Source organism: Nocardiopsis halophila DSM 44494, from assembly GCF_000341245.1.
GTDB classification, from domain to species: Bacteria; Actinomycetota; Actinomycetes; order Streptosporangiales; family Streptosporangiaceae; genus Nocardiopsis_A; species Nocardiopsis_A halophila.
This window is the reverse complement of record NZ_ANAD01000047.1, coordinates 1-15,494: the sequence shown is the minus strand read 5'-3', so window position 1 is coordinate 15,494 and position 15,494 is coordinate 1. Positions and strand designations below refer to the sequence as shown.

Genomic DNA, 15,494 nt, shown 5'->3' with positions numbered 1-15,494 from the left:
GTCTTCCGGACCGGGCCCGGTGGGCCGCCGACGCGCTCGACCGCCCCACCCCCTACAGCCGGTCCCCCCTGACGGGGGGTTCCGGAGGATGCCTCCCTCCACCGTCCTTGGCGTCCACTTCACAGGTGGGGCGGTCGTGGGACTGGTCATTGGGGACCAACAACACGTCGGCAACCTGCTCAGGGGCGTCCACGACGAGCCAGTCGCCGCCCGTGAGGGGATCCTCGGCCGGCCCGAACGCCTGGGACGAGTGAACCGTCCGACACCCCAACGCCACACGGTCCTCGTCGACCGCGCAGGCGTCCACCGCGCGGTCGGAGTATTCGTCGGCGCCGTCGAAGCGGAAGGAGAAGTGGACCCGGTCGCCTTCGGAGGGCACTTGCGGGTGGGGCTCGAGGCGCCAGTCGAGGACCGCTGCGGTGACACCGAGAGGCCGCCCTTCCGTGTCCAGCACCTGCACCCTGGCACCGGCCTCACCGCGCTCCGCCGTCGTGTCGGTGCAGCCCCAGGAGGAGCACCCGGACAGGGTGAGAATCACCAGAGCAGGCGGGGCAACGGCGAATACTCGTGCAGGTAGCGCAGGCGGCACTGAGAGGACCTCCGGCCGAGGTGGGGCGCGGTCAGTGTATCCAGGGGGCGAATCCGTCCAAGACCGGTGATCGCTCGTGGAAGGCCGCGAGCCCGTTCTTGCGCATCCGACCGTGGCCGGAACCAGGCAGTGTCGGCCGGGAAGGTGCCCGGGAACCGCACGGTGGTCGGCCGCAGGTCCGTCCCGGGCCTGTTGCGCGGGCTCGAGGCGCCCATGGCCGCCAGGCCGAAGAAGCTCAGTGAGCGGGGCGGGGGAGTACGGCAAGGGCCGTCCCGGCTATACCGGTCAGCGTCTCCTCGCTCGCTCCGGCCTTGCCCAGTGCTTCGATGCCGCGCAGCACGGCCAGCACCAGCGCGGCCAGCTTTCCCGGATCCGTGTCCGCGGCGATGTCGCCGTTGCGCTGACAGGCTGCGATGTCGTCCTCCAGGAGGGCTTGCAGCGCCTCGATGGCCGCGCGCGCCCGCTCGGCCACCGTCTGGTCGTGTTCGGCCAGCTCGGCGGCGCCCTTGGCCAGCAGGCATCCGCGGTGGGCGGTGTCCGCGGCGGTCGCCGCCGCCACCGCGTACACGTGGGCGGACAGCCGCGCGTAGGCGTCCGCGTCGTCGCCGCGCAGCTGCCGGCCCACAGCATCGACGACGGAGCCGCAGTAGTCGTCGAACACGCGGTGGAACAGTTCCTGCTTTCCGCCGAACGCGCCGTACAGGCTGCCCTTGCCGAGCCCTGTCGCCTCGGCGATGTCGTCCATCCGCGTGGCGGCGTACCCACCCGACCAGAACCGCTCCCGGGCAGTGTCCAGTACCTGCCGCTCGTCGAACTTCTTGGGCCGTGCCATGGGGACACCCTACCCGTTCTTGACTCGTTCGTCCAAAATGGTTAGCGTTCTGGACGAACGAGTCAAGAATTGAGGAGTGGACGCGTCATGGCGGAAGTACTCGCAGACAAGGTGGCGGTGGTCACCGGGGCCAACAGCGGAATCGGCCTCGCCATCGCCAGAAGGTTCGCTGCGCAGGGGGCACGGGTGTTCCTGGCCGGTCGCCGCCAGGAGCCGCTCGACGCGGCCGTCGCCGAGATCGGGCCGGCGGCCATCGGTGTGAGGACCGACGTTTCGGTACAGACGGACCTCGACGACCTTTACTCGGTCGTGCGCGAGGAGGCGGGCCGCATCGACGTGCTCGTCGCCAACGCCGGCAGCGCCGTGCCTCAGCGTCTCGGTGAGATCACAGAGGAGGCCACCGACGCCACCTTCGGCACGAACGTGAAGGGCACGGTCTTCACCGTGCAAAAGGCGCTGCCCCTGCTGTCGAACGGCGCCTCGATCGTCGTGACAGGATCGACCAGCTCCCTCCGCCCCGGACCGGGCCTGGAAATCTACGGCGCATCGAAGGCGGCGGTGCGCAGCTGGGCGCTCAGCGCGCAGGAACGGAAGTTCCGGGTGAACACGCTGAGCCCCGGCCCGACCGAGACCCCGGGCCTGGTCGGCGCCGTAGGCCCCGACCACCAGCTCGCCTCGGAGGTGCCGCTCGGCAGGATCGGCCGCCCGGAGGAGATCGCCTCCGTGGCGACGTTCCTGGCCTCGGACGCTTCCAGCTTCGTGAACGGCGTCGACTGGTTCGTCGACGGAGGCCAGGCCCAGGTCTGACCGCGCCCCTCATACGGTGGGCATACCGGCCGCCCCGGTTCACCGGTGGGCGGGTCGGCGGCCGTACGCCGAAGGCCGGGCTCTGCCCCGCATCCGGGTGCCCGGCGAGTGGGTCCCCCCACCGGTTCGCACCCGTTGACCACGGAGGCGCCGGTCAGTGCGCGCCGAGGCTGTAGTAATACTCCCCGCACCCTCCTGCGGTCACGGCACCCCCTGGCATGCGAAACGGGGGCGGCGCGCAGTGCGTGCCGCCCCCGTCGGAGCCCTCCCGCCCTGAGCGGCGGGCCGGTGTCAGTCCCTGGGCGCGCGCGTGGCCGGGCGGCGCTTGGCGCCGCCCTGGCGCGGACCGCCGCCGCTCTCGCGGGCGTCGCGGCGCACCACGGCCTTGCGGCCCTTGATCATGGCCCCCTGCAGGGCGTCGATGACCCGGTCGGCGTCAGAGGCGGGAACCTCCACCAGCGAGAAGCGCTCGGCGATCTCGATCGCGCCGATGTCGCGCCCGTTCAGGCCGGCCTCCCCGGCGATCGCGCCCACCAGGTCCTGGGGGCGCACCCGGGCGCTGCGCCCGGCCCCCACGAACAGGCGGACCCGATCGCCCGAGGCGCCGCGGCCGCCTCCGCGCCGACCCGGGCCCTGGGGGCCCCGGTCGCGGTCGGAGCGCTCGCCGCGCCGGCCCCGCCGGTCGGTCTCGGCGCGCACCGGCACCTGCGGGATCTCCTGCTCGCCCTCGGCGGCCGGAGCCAGGGCGCCGTGCGCCAGGCGCATGGCCTCCAGGGCCACCCGCTCGGCCCCGAACTCCTCGCGCAGCGACCCCAGGACCTCCTCCAGCTCGGCGGCGGCCGGTGCGGTCTGGTCCTGCGACAGGGCCTCCTGCAGCGCCTGGCGGGTGCGCTCGAGGCGGCGGCGCCGCATCTGCTCGACGGTGGGGACCTGCTCGACCTCGATCGGCCCGGAGGCGGCGCGCCGCACCGCCTTGAGGCGGCGCTGGTCGCGCGGCTCAATGACGGTCAGTGCCACACCGTCGCGCCCGGCGCGGCCGACGCGGCCCACCCGGTGCACGTAGGACTCGGGGGCCGCGGGCAGGCCGAAGTTGACCACGTGCGTCAGGTGGTCGACGTCGATGCCGCGGGCGGCCACGTCGGTGGCGACCAGCAGGTCGGCCGCGCCGGAGCGCAGGCGGCCCATCACCCGGTCGCGGTGCTCCTGGCCCATGCCGCCGTGCAGGGCCTCGGCGCGGCGGCCGCGCCCGTTCATCGCCTCGGTGACCCGCTCGACCTCTTCGCGGGTGGCGCAGAAGACGATCGCCGCGCCGGGCTCCTCGGCCTCCAGCAGCCGGGCCAGCGCGGCCTCCTTGTAGCCGCGCGGGACCAGGTAGGCGCACTGGCGCACGCGCGGGGCCTCGCCCTGGGCGCGCTGCTCGGGGGCGATGCGCACGCGCACCGGGTCGGTCAGGTGGCTCTGGGCCAGGGACTCGATGCGCGAGGGCATGGTGGCCGAGAACAGCACCCGCTGGCAGTCGGCGGGGGTCTGCTCCAGGATCGACTCGATGTCCTCGGCGAAGCCCATGTCCAGCATCTCGTCGGCCTCGTCGAGCACCGCCATGGACAGCCGGTCCAGGACCAGGCCGCCGCGGCCCATCAGGTCCAGGGCGCGGCCCGGGGTGGCCACGACGGCGTCCACGCCGCGCTCCAGGGCGCGCAGCTGGCGCCCGATGGGGGTGCCGCCGTACACGGGCAGGACGCGGGCGCGGGCAGCGGCGCCCATGCTCTCCACGGCCTCGCACACCTGTACGGCCAGCTCGCGGGTGGGCACCAGGATCAGGGCGGCCGGGCCGCCGGGGGTGCGCCCGGAGCGCTGGGCCAGCATCTGCATGATGGGCAGGGCGAAGGCGGCGGTCTTGCCGGTGCCGGTGGCGGCCTGGCCGAGCAGGTCGCGTCCGGCGACCAGCGGCGGGATGGCCTCGCGCTGGATGGGGGTGGGGTCGGTGAAGCCGGCGGCGGTCACCGAGGCCAGGACGCTGGGGTCCAGGGGGAGGGCGGCGAAGCCCTCGGGGGCGGGGTCGGCCTGCTCGGCGGCCTGGGCCGGCTCGTGGAACTCGGGAAGCTCTGCTGCCATGTCCTGCATGTCCTGCTCGGAGGGCAGGGTCGGGGCGGCGGATGCCATAAATCTCCTCTGGGGACGCGGGCGTCGGTGTCCGTCGGGGCATCGCGCGGTGCGGGCACGCGGGGGTGCCCGCAGGCTGCTGCGGGTGGATGGGCGCGGACCTGTCCCTCGCGGCGCCGCGCGTCCGCAGTGCGCTGTCGCCGCATGCCCGGATCCGGCCCCTTCGCATGGGGCCGCGGGCGCACAAGGGTCGCGGCCTCCCCGACGGTCACTAGGCTCCGGCCGCCCCACAAGCCTAGGTGATGGGCGCCCCTGCCCGCGCCCCGGGGCCCGCAGAGGAGACCAGAAGCACACTGGGCCAGGGGGTGTGCGGGGGTGGAGGGCGGGGGTGTCGGCGCAGGTGGGTGCGGTGGCCGCGGGTCGTCGGCGGGGCGGGCCCGATTTCCGTTTCGGGCGTGGTGCGGTGGTCCGTGCGCGCCGGAGCCGGGTGCGGACCGGCGGCGGCCGCTCACAGGTCGCGCGGAACCGGGAGGGAGTAGACGAGCATGTCCCGCGGGGCGCCCCTGACGGTGCGCGACCGGGGCCGCAGCCCCTGGCGCCGGAAGCCGGCGTGCTCGGCGGTGCGCACCGAGGCGGTGTTCCACGGCTCCACGTACAGCTCCAGGCGGGGGACCGCCAGCGCGCCCAGGGCCCAGTCGGCGACCGTTGCCAGGGCCGACGCGGCCGCTCCCCGCCCCCGCCCTGAGGGGGCGACCCAGTACCCGGCGGTGGCCCGCCCCTGGTCCGCCTCGTTGAGCCAGAGCCCGACGGCTCCCACCGGGCGCCCGGCGTCGACGATGACGAAGGGGCAGCCGTTCTTCGCGGCCGTCCGCTCCCACTGGCGGCGGATGAACGCCGCGCCCTGGTGCTCGGTGAAGGGGGAGGGCACCGTGGTGATGGCGGGGATGTAGTCGTCCTGGGCGGCTTCGCGGACCAGTTCCAGGTCCGACATGCGCCAGGGGCGCAGGAAGGTGCCCCGGCGGGCGCTGAGGACGGGCAGGCCGACGGGTCGGTGCATGGGGCGTATTGTGCCCGGCTCTGAGGAGGCGCACGTTCCCCTGCAGGCCCGCGGCCGCCCCGCCGGGATCACCCCCGGCGCGGCCCCAGCCGCGAGCGCCGGATCTTGCCCGACGGCGACTTGGGCAGCTCCTCCACGAAGTCGATCGTGCGCGGGTAGGCGTGCTCGGCGAAGCGCCCCCGCACCAGCTCGCGCAGCTTCTCGGCCAGCTGCGCCCCCGCCTGCGCCCCCTCGGCCAGCACCACGCTGGCCGCCACCGTGCGCCCGCCCGTACCGTCCGGGGCGCCGTAGACCGCCGCCTCCACCACGTCCGGGTGCTCCAGCAGCGCGGTCTCCACATCCCCCGGAACGATCCGGTACCCCGAGGCCAGGATCGCCTCCTCGTCCCGCGAGGAGAAGAAGAAGCACCCCTGGCGGTCGCGCACCGCCGTGTCACCGGTCACGAACCACCGGCCGTCGGGCGTCAGCCGCGCCCGCCGATCCCCGGCATAGCCGCCGAACCAGTACGCCGGGCTGTCGTGGGCGTCCACCGCCACCCGCCCCAGCACCCCCGGGGCGGCCTCCACGTCGTCGAAGGGGTCCAGCACCGCCACCGACCAGCCCGGCAGGCACGTGCCCTGCGACCCCGCGGGCACCGCCGCCCGGGCCTGGGGGTGCTGGTGCTGGCCCACGCACACCCCCAGCTCGGCCTGCCCGTAGTGGTCGCGCACCGGCGTGCCGAACACGTCGGCCGCCCACTCCGCCACCCCCTCGGGCAGCGGCTCGCCCGCACTCGACAGGCGCCGCACCGCCACCTCCGGCGGCAGCGTCTTGACCGACGAGCGCAGCGTCCGGTACAGCGTCGGCGGTGCCACCAGGTTGCTCACCCGCTGCTCGGCCAGCACGTCCAGCACCAGCTCCGGGTCGCCGCCCGCCCGCAGCTGCAGACTGGAGCGCCCCTCCGCCAGCGGCGCCACCAGCCCGTGGAAGAGCCCGTAGTGCCAGCTGGGGTCGTGGGTGTTCCAGTACACGTCCTCCTCGGCCACGTCCAGGCCGAAGCGCAGGTGGGACTGGAAGGCCGCCAGCGCCCGCACCGGCACCTCGAAGGCCCGCGGCATGCCGCCCGGCCCGGGCGCGAACAGGTGCAGGAACGGCGCCGCGCCGCCCACCGCCGCCGGCTCGGGCACCGGGCCCGCCCCCGCGGCCAGCCCCTCCAGGCTCAGGTCCCCGGCCAGGCCGCCCCCCTCACCGGCCACCGCCACCCGCCACGGCCCGGCGTCCTGCAGCTTGTGGCGCACCTGCTCCTCGCAGACCACCAGCCGGGCCCGCGCCGCGGCCAGGCGCGTGCCGATCGCCGCCGGCGCCAGGGCCGTCAGCAGCGGAACGTGCACCGCCCCCAGCCGCCAGGCCGCCACCGCGGTCGCCGCCAGGTCGAACCCGCGCCACAGCAGCGTGGCCACCCGGTCGCCCGGGCCGATCCCCAGGCGCGCCATCCCCGCCGCCAGGCGCGACGAGCGCTCGGCCAGGTCGGCGAAGGTGCGCACCGACGGCTCCAGGTCCTCACCGATCTCCACGACGGCCGTGGCCGAGCCCGGATGCCGGTCGCACAACAGGCGGGCCACCGATGCGTTCGGGGCGTCGTACATGGCCAGCCAGTCGTGTACCTGCTGCGCCGGGGTGGGCATCGGTGAGCGTCCTCGTTTTCTACGCTATCGGGGTGTTGGCGGCGTTCGGTACAAGAGTATGCCTTGGTGTGTGATGGTGCCCTCATCCACCGGGGGCACGCCCGCGCCTGGGGGAGGGGAGAGGACCGATGAACGGACCCGGGTACGACGCCGAGGAGCTGTGCGAACGCCACGGCCTGGAGGCCGCCGCCGCGCACTGGCTGCGCAGCGCCGCCCACCTGCCCCACCCCGCCGCCCGGGGCGCCGCCGACCCCCTGACCGCCGACCCCGACCCCCTCCTGGCCCCCTTCGCCCTGCCCGAGCCCGACCGCGCAGAGATCCGCGCCGCCTGGCCCGACGCGACCTGGCCCCCCGGCCTGCTCCACCTGGTCGAACGCCTGGCCGCCCGCGCCGCCGCCGACGCCGGCACCGCCCCGGCCTGGCAGGACTGGCCCGCCCTGCACACGGCAGAGGACCCCCGGGCCCGCTGCGCCCCCGTCATCGCCTTCGCCCTGTCCCTGCCCTGGTACCTGGAGCACCAGCGCGCCCTGGGCGTACCCGAGGACGTCACCCGCGCCACCCTGCGCGACGTGGGCCGCCAGGTCGCCGCCAACCGCCGAATGTTCGGCCGCACCGGCCTGGAGACCGCCGGCTGGGTCGCCCTGCAGTTCCGCTCGGGCCTGTACGAGCTGGGCCGCCTGCAGTACGAGCCCAACGTCCTGGCCACCCAGGCCTCGGTCCGCTGGTTCGACCACGCCCGCGCCCGCGCCCTGGGCCGCCCCGACCTGGCCCCCGGCGCCCCCTGCCTGCGCATCCACATCCCCGCCGGCCCGCCCCTGGACGCCGGCGACGTCGCCGACTCCCTGCGCCGCGCCCGCCCCTTCTTCCGCACCCGCCTGGGCGCCGATTACCCGGTGGCCACCTGCTCCTCCTGGATGCTGGACCCCCGCCTCAACGACCACCTGGGCCACGACGGCAACATCGCCCGCTTCCAGAAGCTGTTCACCCTGGTCGACGAACCCGCCCCCGGCGACGACGACGTGTTCCGCTTCATCCACCACAGCCCCCGGGCCGACCCCGCGCGCGCCCGCCGCACCACCCGCCTGGAGCGCGCCACGGCCGACCACGTCGCCGCCGGCGGCCACTGGCACGTGCGCACCGGGTGGCTCGACCTGCCCGAATGAGCACCGGAAGGCGCCCGGCCGAGCGCTGGCGCCCTCACCGGCTTGACCCTGCCCCGAGGGCATGGACTGCACTGGTGTGCGAGCCGCCGGCCCGACCCCGCGGGCGACCCGCGCCCCGGCACGCGCCCTCGGCGCCACCCGCGACCGCGCCCGGCACCGCCCGGCGACGGCCCGGACGGCTCGCCACCCGCCCCACGCCACCGAGTGAGGACACATGCGAGCCCTGCACAGGCCCTTCCAGATCATCCGCGCCCACCTGGGCGCCTACCTGGCCATCAACGCCCTCGTCTTCGGCCTGTTCTTCGCCGGCACGGCCGCAGCGCTGCTCTTCCCCGAGCTGCACACCGCGCACCTGGACTCGATGCAGCGCAACGGCACCACCGGCCTGGTCACCTCGCTGCTGTCCAACGCCTGGCTGTTCAGCCTGACCATCTTCGCGGTCAACACCCTCACGGTCGGCCTGGCCACGATCCTGCTGCCCTCGATGGCCGTGCCCTTCGCCGGCATCGCCCTGTTCGGCCACCGGGTCTTCACCATCGGCCTGGCCCTGGCCCCGGTCGACCGCACCACCGCCCTGACCATGGTCCCGCACTCGCTGACGGTCCTCATCGAGTTCCAGGCCTACGCCCTGCTGCTCCTGGGCGCCTACCTGCTGGGAAGGTCCTGGATCCGCCCCGGCGCCGTCGGCGCCCCGAACCGGCGCCGGGCCTACCTCCACGGCCTGCGACAGATCGCATGGCTGAGCCTGCCCGCACTGGCGCTGTTCGTCATCGGCGCCCTCTACGAGGCCTTCGAGGTCATCTACCTGGTCCCGCCCCTGCTGGCGGGCTGACCACGGGCCCGGGGCGGATCGCCTCCGCCCCGGGCCCGCTCAACAGGCGGCCGAGTCGATCAGCCAGTGGTACCGAAGGCGGGAGGCGCGCTCGAAAGCGGCCAGGAACCCCGCCGCGCCCACCACCGCGCTCGCACGCGGATACCGCCGGCCCAGCCGCTCCCGCAGCCCCTCCAGCGAACGCGGGTGCGGGCGCAGCGCGAACTCGGCGCCGTCGTCGCCGACATAGCGCATGCGCTTGAGCCCGAACGGGGAGGCGGCCACCTCGATCACCCCGCCGGGCACCGGGAAGGCCGCCGGAAGGTTGGAGCGGTGCACCTGCAGGCCGTCCCGGTACAGCGCGGCAGGGCTCCTGCCGGCCCCGGCCTCGTGCTCCCGCTTGGACGTGGAGTCCACCAGGTGGCGCACGTCGACCGCGAAGACGCACCGCCCGCCCACCGGGCCCGCGGTGTCGAGGAAGAACAGCGAGCGCGTGGACACCTGCCAGATGCGGTACTCGGCCAGCGCACTCCCGTCGCCCGGCCCGACCCTGCCGCGCCACCGGCGCCGCCTGAGACCTTCGACCATCTCGCCCACCTCTTCCCCGGGGTTCGGCCCATCCACGAAACGGCCCGGGCCCCGCGCAGGCGGGAGACCACAGGTGCAGGAGGCGGCCGCAACGCCCACCGCCCCCGCCCGGCGCCGCGCCCAGTACAAGGGCTGCCCTCGGGGCAGGGTCAACCCGACCGACCCCGGCGCGCGGTACCGTGGCGGCCGCGGACAAGGAAGGTCGACCATGGCGTGGAGCACCCGGCAGCTCGCCGAACTCGCCGGAACCACGGTCAAGGCCGTCCGGCACTACCACCGGATCGGCCTGCTCGAGGTGCCCGAGCGCGCCCCCAACGGCTACAAGCAGTACGGAATCGCGCACCTGGTGCGCCTGCTGCAGATCAAAAGGCTCAGCGGCCTGGGGGTCCCCCTGGCGCGGATCCCGCCCATGGGCCAGGACGACGAACAGGCCTACGAGGCGATCCGCGCGCTCGACGCCGAACTCGAGGCGACCATCGAGCGGCTCACCCGCACACGCGCCGAACTGGCCGCGGTCCTGCACCACAGGGCCCCGCCCGAGACCCCGCCCGGCTTCGCCTCCGTCGTCGCCCCGGACCTGTCCCACACCCAGCGCTCACTGCTCATGGTCTACTCCGCCGTCTTCGGCGAGCAGGCCTGGCAGGAGTTCCGCCGGATGCTGCAGCAGCGCGACGAGACCGAAGAGGAGTTCGAACGTCTGCCCGCCGACGCCGACGACGCCGCCATCGAACGATTGGCCGCACGCATGGCGCCGGTGGTCCGCAAGGCACGGCAGAAGGACCCGCAGTCGGCGGACCCGACCGCCGGCTCGCCCCAGGGGGCCGTGGCCGCACGCAACGTGCTGGCCCACGCGGTGGCCGAGATGTACAACCCCGCACAGATCCGCCTGCTGCAGCGCCTCAACGAACTCCTCGACCGGCAGGACGCCGACGACCCCCGCACCGGCGGGGGAGTGCCCCGCGACGACTGACGGCACCCCGCCCACCGGGCGACTCCGGCACCGGCCCCGCACCACCGGCTAAAAGACCGGCTCGCACAGCCCCAGCGCCGACAGGAGAACGTTCAACCGCTTGGAATCGTGCTCGATCACCGGCGCGTACTCGCACACCCCGATCCCCACCACCTCGTGGTGGCGCGCCAGCGCGGCCAGCACCCGGGCCACCGCCTCCACCGACGGCCCGCCCGGCTCCGGGCACGCCACCGCAGGCACCTCGGCCGGGTCGCACACGTCCACATCCAGATGCACATACGCCGGGCTGCCCGCCGTGCGCCGCAGCGCCACCCCGTCGGGGTCGGCCTCCACCGCCTCCGGCCCGGCCACGGCCACCCCGTGCGCCCGCACGAACTCCTCCTCGGCCGGATCGAAGGCGCGCGTGCCCACCAGCGTCACATCACGGGCCGACAGTGCCGCCCCCGCACCGGTCAGCCGCGCATGGCCCTGCCCCAGCAGCGCACGCAGCACCATCCCGTGCGCCCGCCCCGACGGCGAGGACTGCGGGGTGTTCAGGTCCGGGTGCGCGTCCACCCAGTAGCAGGCCATCCCGGGGTAGCGCGCCGCCAGGTGCCGCACCGCCGCCAGATCCGAGCAGCAGTCCCCGCCCAGCGTGAGCGTGCGCGCCGGATCCCGCCGCGCCAGGCGGTCCCCGAGCTGGCGCTGGGTCTCGGCCACCGTCTCCAGGTTCAGCACTCCGCCGACCACCCGCCGGGGGCCGTCGGTCACCGAGACGTGCAGCCTGCTGCCGCCGGAGGGCACCTGGCGCGCCAGCGCCGCCGCCCCCGGCGCCACCCGCACGTCATCGCCCCCCTGCCACAGCGGCACCACCAGATCGACGTCGCGCTGCCAGACCATGGACCCACCCTAGGACCGCGCACCCCGCCCCGCACCGGATCCGGCGCGAAAGGCCGGCGACCGACAGCGGCCACCCCCGGAGGACAACCGGTTCCCGCTCCTGGGCCGCGCCCGGTGCCCGGCGGCGACACGGCCGCCGCCGCAGCCCTGCCGGGCGCACCCGTCCGGACCCGGCCCTAGGCCCGCGACGGAACCCTCCGGGCCGTCCCGGCCACCAGCCGCTCCAGCGGCCCCTTGCCCCACCGCGCACGCCAGGCCCAGGCCCCGCCCACCGCCGCGACGGCGAACGCCTCGGCCATCAGCGGCCACTCCCACCATCCGGCCGAGCGCACCGCCCAGATGCCCAGCACGTGCGCCACGTAAACCGTCAAGGACATCGCCCCCACCGCCGCCAGGGGCGCCAGGGCGCGCGGCGCCCGATCGGCCGCCTCCAGGCACACCGCCACCACGACCACGGCGACCCCCGCCGACCCGGCCGCCTCGAAGGTGGTGCCGCTGTGCGGAACGCTCGTCAGCAGCCAGGCCGGGCCCTCCAGCGGCACCGCACCGTGGAAGTAGGTGTGCGCCCCCACCCGCGCCGCCTCGGCGGGGGAGGCCAGCCACCACAGCGCCAGCCGCGCCCCGCCGTACCCGGCCGCCGCCAGCACCGCGCCCCAGGCCGCCATACGCGCCCGCACCCGCCCCTCGGCCAGGTCCACACGCCCCAGCGCCAGCCCCGCCAGCACGAACGGCAGGAAGGAGACCGCGGGGAACATGCCCGTCAGCAGGAACGGGGCGGCGCCCGTGGAGACCGCCAGCGCCTCGGCCGCACCGCCGGCCGCGACCCCCTCCAGCCCCGCGCGCGCCAGATAGGAGGCCTGCGGGCCGACCAGGGCCCAGAGCGCGGCCGCGACCAGCAGCCGCCGCGCGGACATTCCCAGGAACGGCAGCGCCAGCAGCAGGAAGCCCCCGTAGTGGGCGATGATGATCGCCACCGGGGTGTCCAGCCGGATCAGCAGCAGGCCGACCACGGCCAGGCACCCGGCGCGCACCGCGATCCGGCGCCGGGCCGTGGCCAGGCGCGCCCCGGCGGGAATCCGCGTGCGGCCGCTCATCATCGCCAGGGCCACCCCGGCCAGCAGCGCGAACAGCGCGGAGGAGCGCCCGTGGGAGAGGGTCCGCACGGCCTCTTGGAAGGGCTCGGGGGTGAAGGGGGCGCCCAGGTGGACGGTGAACATCGCCAGCACCGCCACGGCGCGCGCCAGGTCCAGCCCGCCCAGCCGGGCGGCGCCCTCGGCGGGAGCGGACACCGCGGCGGACGGCGGGGCGGGGGCGTGCAGGGGGGCAGCGGTGGTCAAGCGGGGGCCTTCCTGACCGCGCGGGGCGGCCGAAGGGGGGAGCGGGAGTGTGTGAGAAGGCCGTGGTGCGAGAGGCAGGGCGGCACGGCGAAGGCAAACAGGGGGATATGCCGCCGTAAAGGGTAAGTCGCGCCCCCGAGGAGGCAAACCCTGCGGGTCGGTGCCGCCGCCCCGCAGGATCGCGCCCCCGCCGCGCTTCCCGCACGCCCGAGCGACCGGGCACCAGGGGGGAAGTGACCAGGATCACGCGAAGGTGACCTGCGGAAACGGCCGTCCGTGCCCGAACCGGCCGAATCGGCCGCCCCTCGGGCAGGCCAGGACCAGGACTCCGGCGAACCGGGCCTGGCGCCCTGGCCCGGCCACGGCGAGGCCGCCGCCGTCCGGGCCAGGGAACCCGCCATGGGCCCACGCCGGAGGGGGAGGGGAGTGCAGGCACCACGGACGGCCGGCCCCAGCGCCCCCAAAGCAGGACGTCCCGATCCGGCCGATCAGCTCCTCGGAACCCAGAGTCGAGTGGACCCGCCCGGTTGACCGGGGAAGCCGGAAAAGGGAACAGGAGCGCGCTGATGCGGGGGATCGGCCCCCTGGAAGCGCCCTGCTGCAGTGCGGCCGCGCCCCAAACGGGCTTGCCAGATGCCTGCTGTTCGCTGCTCCTCATCAGTCCCACCTCTCGCCGAGGATCGCAGCCGGCCCGCGACGCTCGACTCCGCGCACAGCGTCCGTTCCGATCCTCGGCGCTCGCCAATGGGGGACGGCAGCATCGACGCCCTGTTCAGAGCAGCTCGTCGTTGCCCACTGCGAGGACTTCACCTACGCGGACCGGCCGGAAGACCCCATGAATATGAGCAGGCTCCACAGGCGAGGCGTCGGCGCCGAATCCGGTACTGTACGCACTTCTCGGCCAAGCGCCGTCCGCTCACATGAGCCCCCGTGCCCGGTCGACTCGATGCTCCGTGGGCGAGGAACCGAACTACGGAAAAGCGCCCAGGAGGGGCGCACAAGGGGAGTGGTCGGTGGATCGCGCCTGCTCTCAGGAGCTACTCGAGGGGCCGCCGTCGAGAGCATCGGCGCGCTGCCTGAGCTCCTCTGCGATGTGATCCCAATCCGGTCCGTGCATCCACAGGTTCTCGGCGGCCGCCCGCATGAGCGCAGGATCGTCCGGCCGCTGGAGCAGGGCGAGCCGGTAGCCGGTGGGCCAGGTCGCGCACCCGCACCGGCAGGTGGCCGTCGGCGGCGTTGGGGCACGGCTCGCCGAGCATGGCCGCGAGCGCATCGGCCCCGGCGAAGGTCGTCGCCTCGATGAGCTCGTCCTCCCGATGCTCGATTTCGCACTCGGGCACAGGACGGTGTTCGTCGCCGTACAGGCATCGGGCGAGGCCGGTCAGGTCGGCGTGCATGAGCGTGGACCCTGCGCGGCGCTCGCGTCGCTGCAGTAACTGACAGGCCGCCCGGCGGGCGGGGAGGGTTCCACCGGATTCAACTTGACATAATGCAGATTATCGGCACTGCGAGGACCTGCCTGGAAGAGGGGTTGCCCAGGGCTTCTCGCGCTTGCGGTTCGCGTGCGCACGATGCGCTCACCGGCCCACCGGTGCTCCACACGCGGTCGGTGCGCGCCCTGCCGGAGGCGCCGTAGGCCGTGGCGCGCCAGTGAGCGCATCGGGGTTCACTGAGAAGGCATGCGTCGCTGGCCGACCTCGGTCGACCTCGTGAGCGGCCTCTGAGGCCCAGGGCCCTCGATGGGCGAACACCGGGCCGCCGGAGCGGGTCGGCACGTCCGACCGGCTCGGGTCTCCGTACCTGCCCACCCGGGCGCCTGAACGTCCGTCGAGACGGCTCGGGGGCGACCGCTTCGCAGATCGCTGCTGGAGGTCCGCTGGAACGCTCCTGTCTGCTGTCACGCGCCCGGAGCCTCCGTCCGCGCTCTGTGTGCGTCCGGACGGAGGCTCCGGGCGCCGCGCTTCCTGGGGCCAGGCCAGGCCCTCACGCCGACTCAAGCGCCCTCTCGGGTTCGACCAGCCGTGCCGGCCGAACTGCGCCGGCGGCCTGCCTGTGCGATGCGGACGACTCCGGCGGGCGCGGCTCGGGAGGCAGTGACCGTGCGACGGCGAATGCTCGGCACCCCCTGGCGCTCCGCCCCCATGGCGTAGCCGTGCCGCCCCCCTGTCCCGGATCGCCCGGGGCCCCTCGGGGTGGATGTGCAGTTCGAGGCGAAGACGCGGCGTTCCCGCAGGTAAAAGGGGTGCCAAGCCCCAGAGTGCCTGCCGCGGGGTGGATCTGGGCCCTCGGGGGGCGATCGATGTTTCATGCATAAAGTGCGTTATGCATGAAACTGGGGCATTCTTGGCATAACGGTCATACCGCCACGTCCGCCGGGCGGTGCGCCGTCGGTAGGACGCGCGGAGGGGCCCTTGCGTTGTCCCCGCCGCGCCTCTGTGCCGCGCTCCGGCCACAACCGGTCACAAGCCGCCTGTACCCCTGCAATCCTCCCCCGGGCGCGCGATGCTCGAAGGGTGTCGAACAGCATCAGCCCCTCCCCTCGCGACGGTGCGGCCGAGACCGCCGCCCCGACCGACAGCGCCCCGGACGGCCCCGAGGCCGCCCGCCCGGCGCCCGCCGCGCACGACGACGGGCGCCCCTCCCCTCCCCCCGCCGAGGCCTCCGGCGCCTCCGGTGCCCGGGGGGCGCCGCGGC

13 protein-coding genes and 1 pseudogene are annotated in these 15,494 nt (G+C 74.9%); 6 read left to right on the top strand and 8 right to left on the bottom strand.

Translation table 11 applies throughout. The features are described from left to right. Window positions 1-52 precede the first annotated feature (52 nt). Both D450_RS0105800 and D450_RS0105795 read right to left on the bottom strand, forming a co-directional pair. Window positions 53-538, bottom strand: coding sequence for a hypothetical protein (locus D450_RS0105800; RefSeq protein ID WP_017537733.1), 486 nt, complete (start codon window positions 536-538; stop codon window positions 53-55). A gap of 286 nt (window positions 539-824) precedes the next feature. Further along, window positions 825-1,421, bottom strand: a complete 597-nt coding sequence (locus D450_RS0105795; RefSeq protein ID WP_017537732.1) for a TetR/AcrR family transcriptional regulator — start codon at window positions 1,419-1,421, stop codon at window positions 825-827. 87 nt (window positions 1,422-1,508) lie between these two features. Here D450_RS0105795 and D450_RS0105790 point away from each other — a divergent pair, with 87 nt between their 5' ends. Beyond that, window positions 1,509-2,228 carry an SDR family NAD(P)-dependent oxidoreductase gene (locus D450_RS0105790; RefSeq protein ID WP_017537731.1) on the top strand — a complete coding sequence of 240 codons (720 nt, stop codon included), beginning with the start codon at window positions 1,509-1,511 and terminating at the stop codon, window positions 2,226-2,228. Between the two features lie 291 nt (window positions 2,229-2,519). On the opposite strand, the gene D450_RS0105785 is transcribed toward D450_RS0105790, so the two are convergent. The 3 genes from D450_RS0105785 to D450_RS0105775 all read right to left on the bottom strand — a co-directional run bounded on the left by D450_RS0105785 (window position 2,520) and on the right by D450_RS0105775 (window position 7,052). After that, window positions 2,520-4,391 carry a DEAD/DEAH box helicase gene (locus tag D450_RS0105785; protein WP_017537730.1) on the bottom strand — a complete coding sequence of 624 codons (1,872 nt, stop codon included), beginning with the start codon at window positions 4,389-4,391 and terminating at the stop codon, window positions 2,520-2,522. 448 nt (window positions 4,392-4,839) lie between these two features. Beyond that, window positions 4,840-5,388: a GNAT family N-acetyltransferase gene (locus D450_RS0105780; protein WP_017537729.1), complete on the bottom strand. Its 549-nt coding sequence runs from the start codon at window positions 5,386-5,388 to the stop codon at window positions 4,840-4,842. A gap of 68 nt (window positions 5,389-5,456) precedes the next feature. After that, window positions 5,457-7,052 (bottom strand): AMP-binding protein, encoded by a 1,596-nt coding sequence (locus tag D450_RS0105775; RefSeq protein ID WP_017537728.1) that lies wholly within the window; start codon window positions 7,050-7,052, stop codon window positions 5,457-5,459. A gap of 128 nt (window positions 7,053-7,180) precedes the next feature. Between D450_RS0105775 and D450_RS0105770 the strand changes: the two genes are divergently transcribed. Then, window positions 7,181-8,215 (top strand): acyltransferase domain-containing protein, encoded by a 1,035-nt coding sequence (locus D450_RS0105770; protein WP_017537727.1) that lies wholly within the window; start codon window positions 7,181-7,183, stop codon window positions 8,213-8,215. A 214-nt stretch (window positions 8,216-8,429) separates the two neighbouring features. Next, on the top strand, window positions 8,430-9,047 hold the full coding sequence (locus tag D450_RS0105765) for a stage II sporulation protein M (protein ID WP_017537726.1): 618 nt from the start codon (window positions 8,430-8,432) through the stop codon (window positions 9,045-9,047). Window positions 9,048-9,086: 39 nt separating this feature from the next. Here D450_RS0105765 and D450_RS0105760 read toward each other — a convergent pair whose 3' ends face one another. Next, window positions 9,087-9,614 (bottom strand): hypothetical protein, encoded by a 528-nt coding sequence (locus D450_RS0105760; protein WP_039820178.1) that lies wholly within the window; start codon window positions 9,612-9,614, stop codon window positions 9,087-9,089. A 208-nt stretch (window positions 9,615-9,822) separates the two neighbouring features. Here D450_RS0105760 and D450_RS0105755 point away from each other — a divergent pair, with 208 nt between their 5' ends. Continuing rightward, on the top strand, window positions 9,823-10,584 hold the full coding sequence (locus tag D450_RS0105755) for a MerR family transcriptional regulator (RefSeq protein WP_017537724.1): 762 nt from the start codon (window positions 9,823-9,825) through the stop codon (window positions 10,582-10,584). Between the two features lie 48 nt (window positions 10,585-10,632). On the opposite strand, the gene D450_RS0105750 is transcribed toward D450_RS0105755, so the two are convergent. Together D450_RS0105750 and D450_RS0105745 are read right to left on the bottom strand one after the other, a co-directional pair. Continuing rightward, window positions 10,633-11,463 carry an arginase family protein gene (locus D450_RS0105750; protein ID WP_017537723.1) on the bottom strand — a complete coding sequence of 277 codons (831 nt, stop codon included), beginning with the start codon at window positions 11,461-11,463 and terminating at the stop codon, window positions 10,633-10,635. Between the two features lie 176 nt (window positions 11,464-11,639). Further along, window positions 11,640-12,800: a heparan-alpha-glucosaminide N-acetyltransferase domain-containing protein gene (locus D450_RS0105745; RefSeq protein ID WP_017537722.1), complete on the bottom strand. Its 1,161-nt coding sequence runs from the start codon at window positions 12,798-12,800 to the stop codon at window positions 11,640-11,642. Window positions 12,801-13,990: 1,190 nt separating this feature from the next. Here D450_RS0105745 and D450_RS34125 point away from each other — a divergent pair. Then, entirely contained in the window at window positions 13,991-14,236 is a 246-nt protein-coding gene (locus D450_RS34125) for a hypothetical protein (RefSeq protein WP_017537720.1), read from the top strand. Window positions 14,237-15,313: 1,077 nt separating this feature from the next. Next, window positions 15,314-15,494 (top strand): annotated as a pseudogene (locus D450_RS29545) (hypothetical protein); the annotation flags it as partial.

Coding starts and splice junctions, on each gene's coding strand:
- D450_RS0105795 (WP_017537732.1), bottom strand. CDS start 1,421: ATGGCACGGCCCAAGAAGTTCGACGAGCGGCAGGTACTGGACACTGCC.
- D450_RS0105790 (WP_017537731.1), top strand. CDS start 1,509: ATGGCGGAAGTACTCGCAGACAAGGTGGCGGTGGTCACCGGGGCCAAC.
- D450_RS0105785 (WP_017537730.1), bottom strand. CDS start 4,391: ATGGCATCCGCCGCCCCGACCCTGCCCTCCGAGCAGGACATGCAGGAC.
- D450_RS0105780 (WP_017537729.1), bottom strand. CDS start 5,388: ATGCACCGACCCGTCGGCCTGCCCGTCCTCAGCGCCCGCCGGGGCACC.
- D450_RS0105775 (WP_017537728.1), bottom strand. CDS start 7,052: ATGCCCACCCCGGCGCAGCAGGTACACGACTGGCTGGCCATGTACGAC.
- D450_RS0105770 (WP_017537727.1), top strand. CDS start 7,181: ATGAACGGACCCGGGTACGACGCCGAGGAGCTGTGCGAACGCCACGGC.
- D450_RS0105765 (WP_017537726.1), top strand. CDS start 8,430: ATGCGAGCCCTGCACAGGCCCTTCCAGATCATCCGCGCCCACCTGGGC.
- D450_RS0105760 (WP_039820178.1), bottom strand. CDS start 9,614: ATGGTCGAAGGTCTCAGGCGGCGCCGGTGGCGCGGCAGGGTCGGGCCG.
- D450_RS0105755 (WP_017537724.1), top strand. CDS start 9,823: ATGGCGTGGAGCACCCGGCAGCTCGCCGAACTCGCCGGAACCACGGTC.
- D450_RS0105750 (WP_017537723.1), bottom strand. CDS start 11,463: ATGGTCTGGCAGCGCGACGTCGATCTGGTGGTGCCGCTGTGGCAGGGG.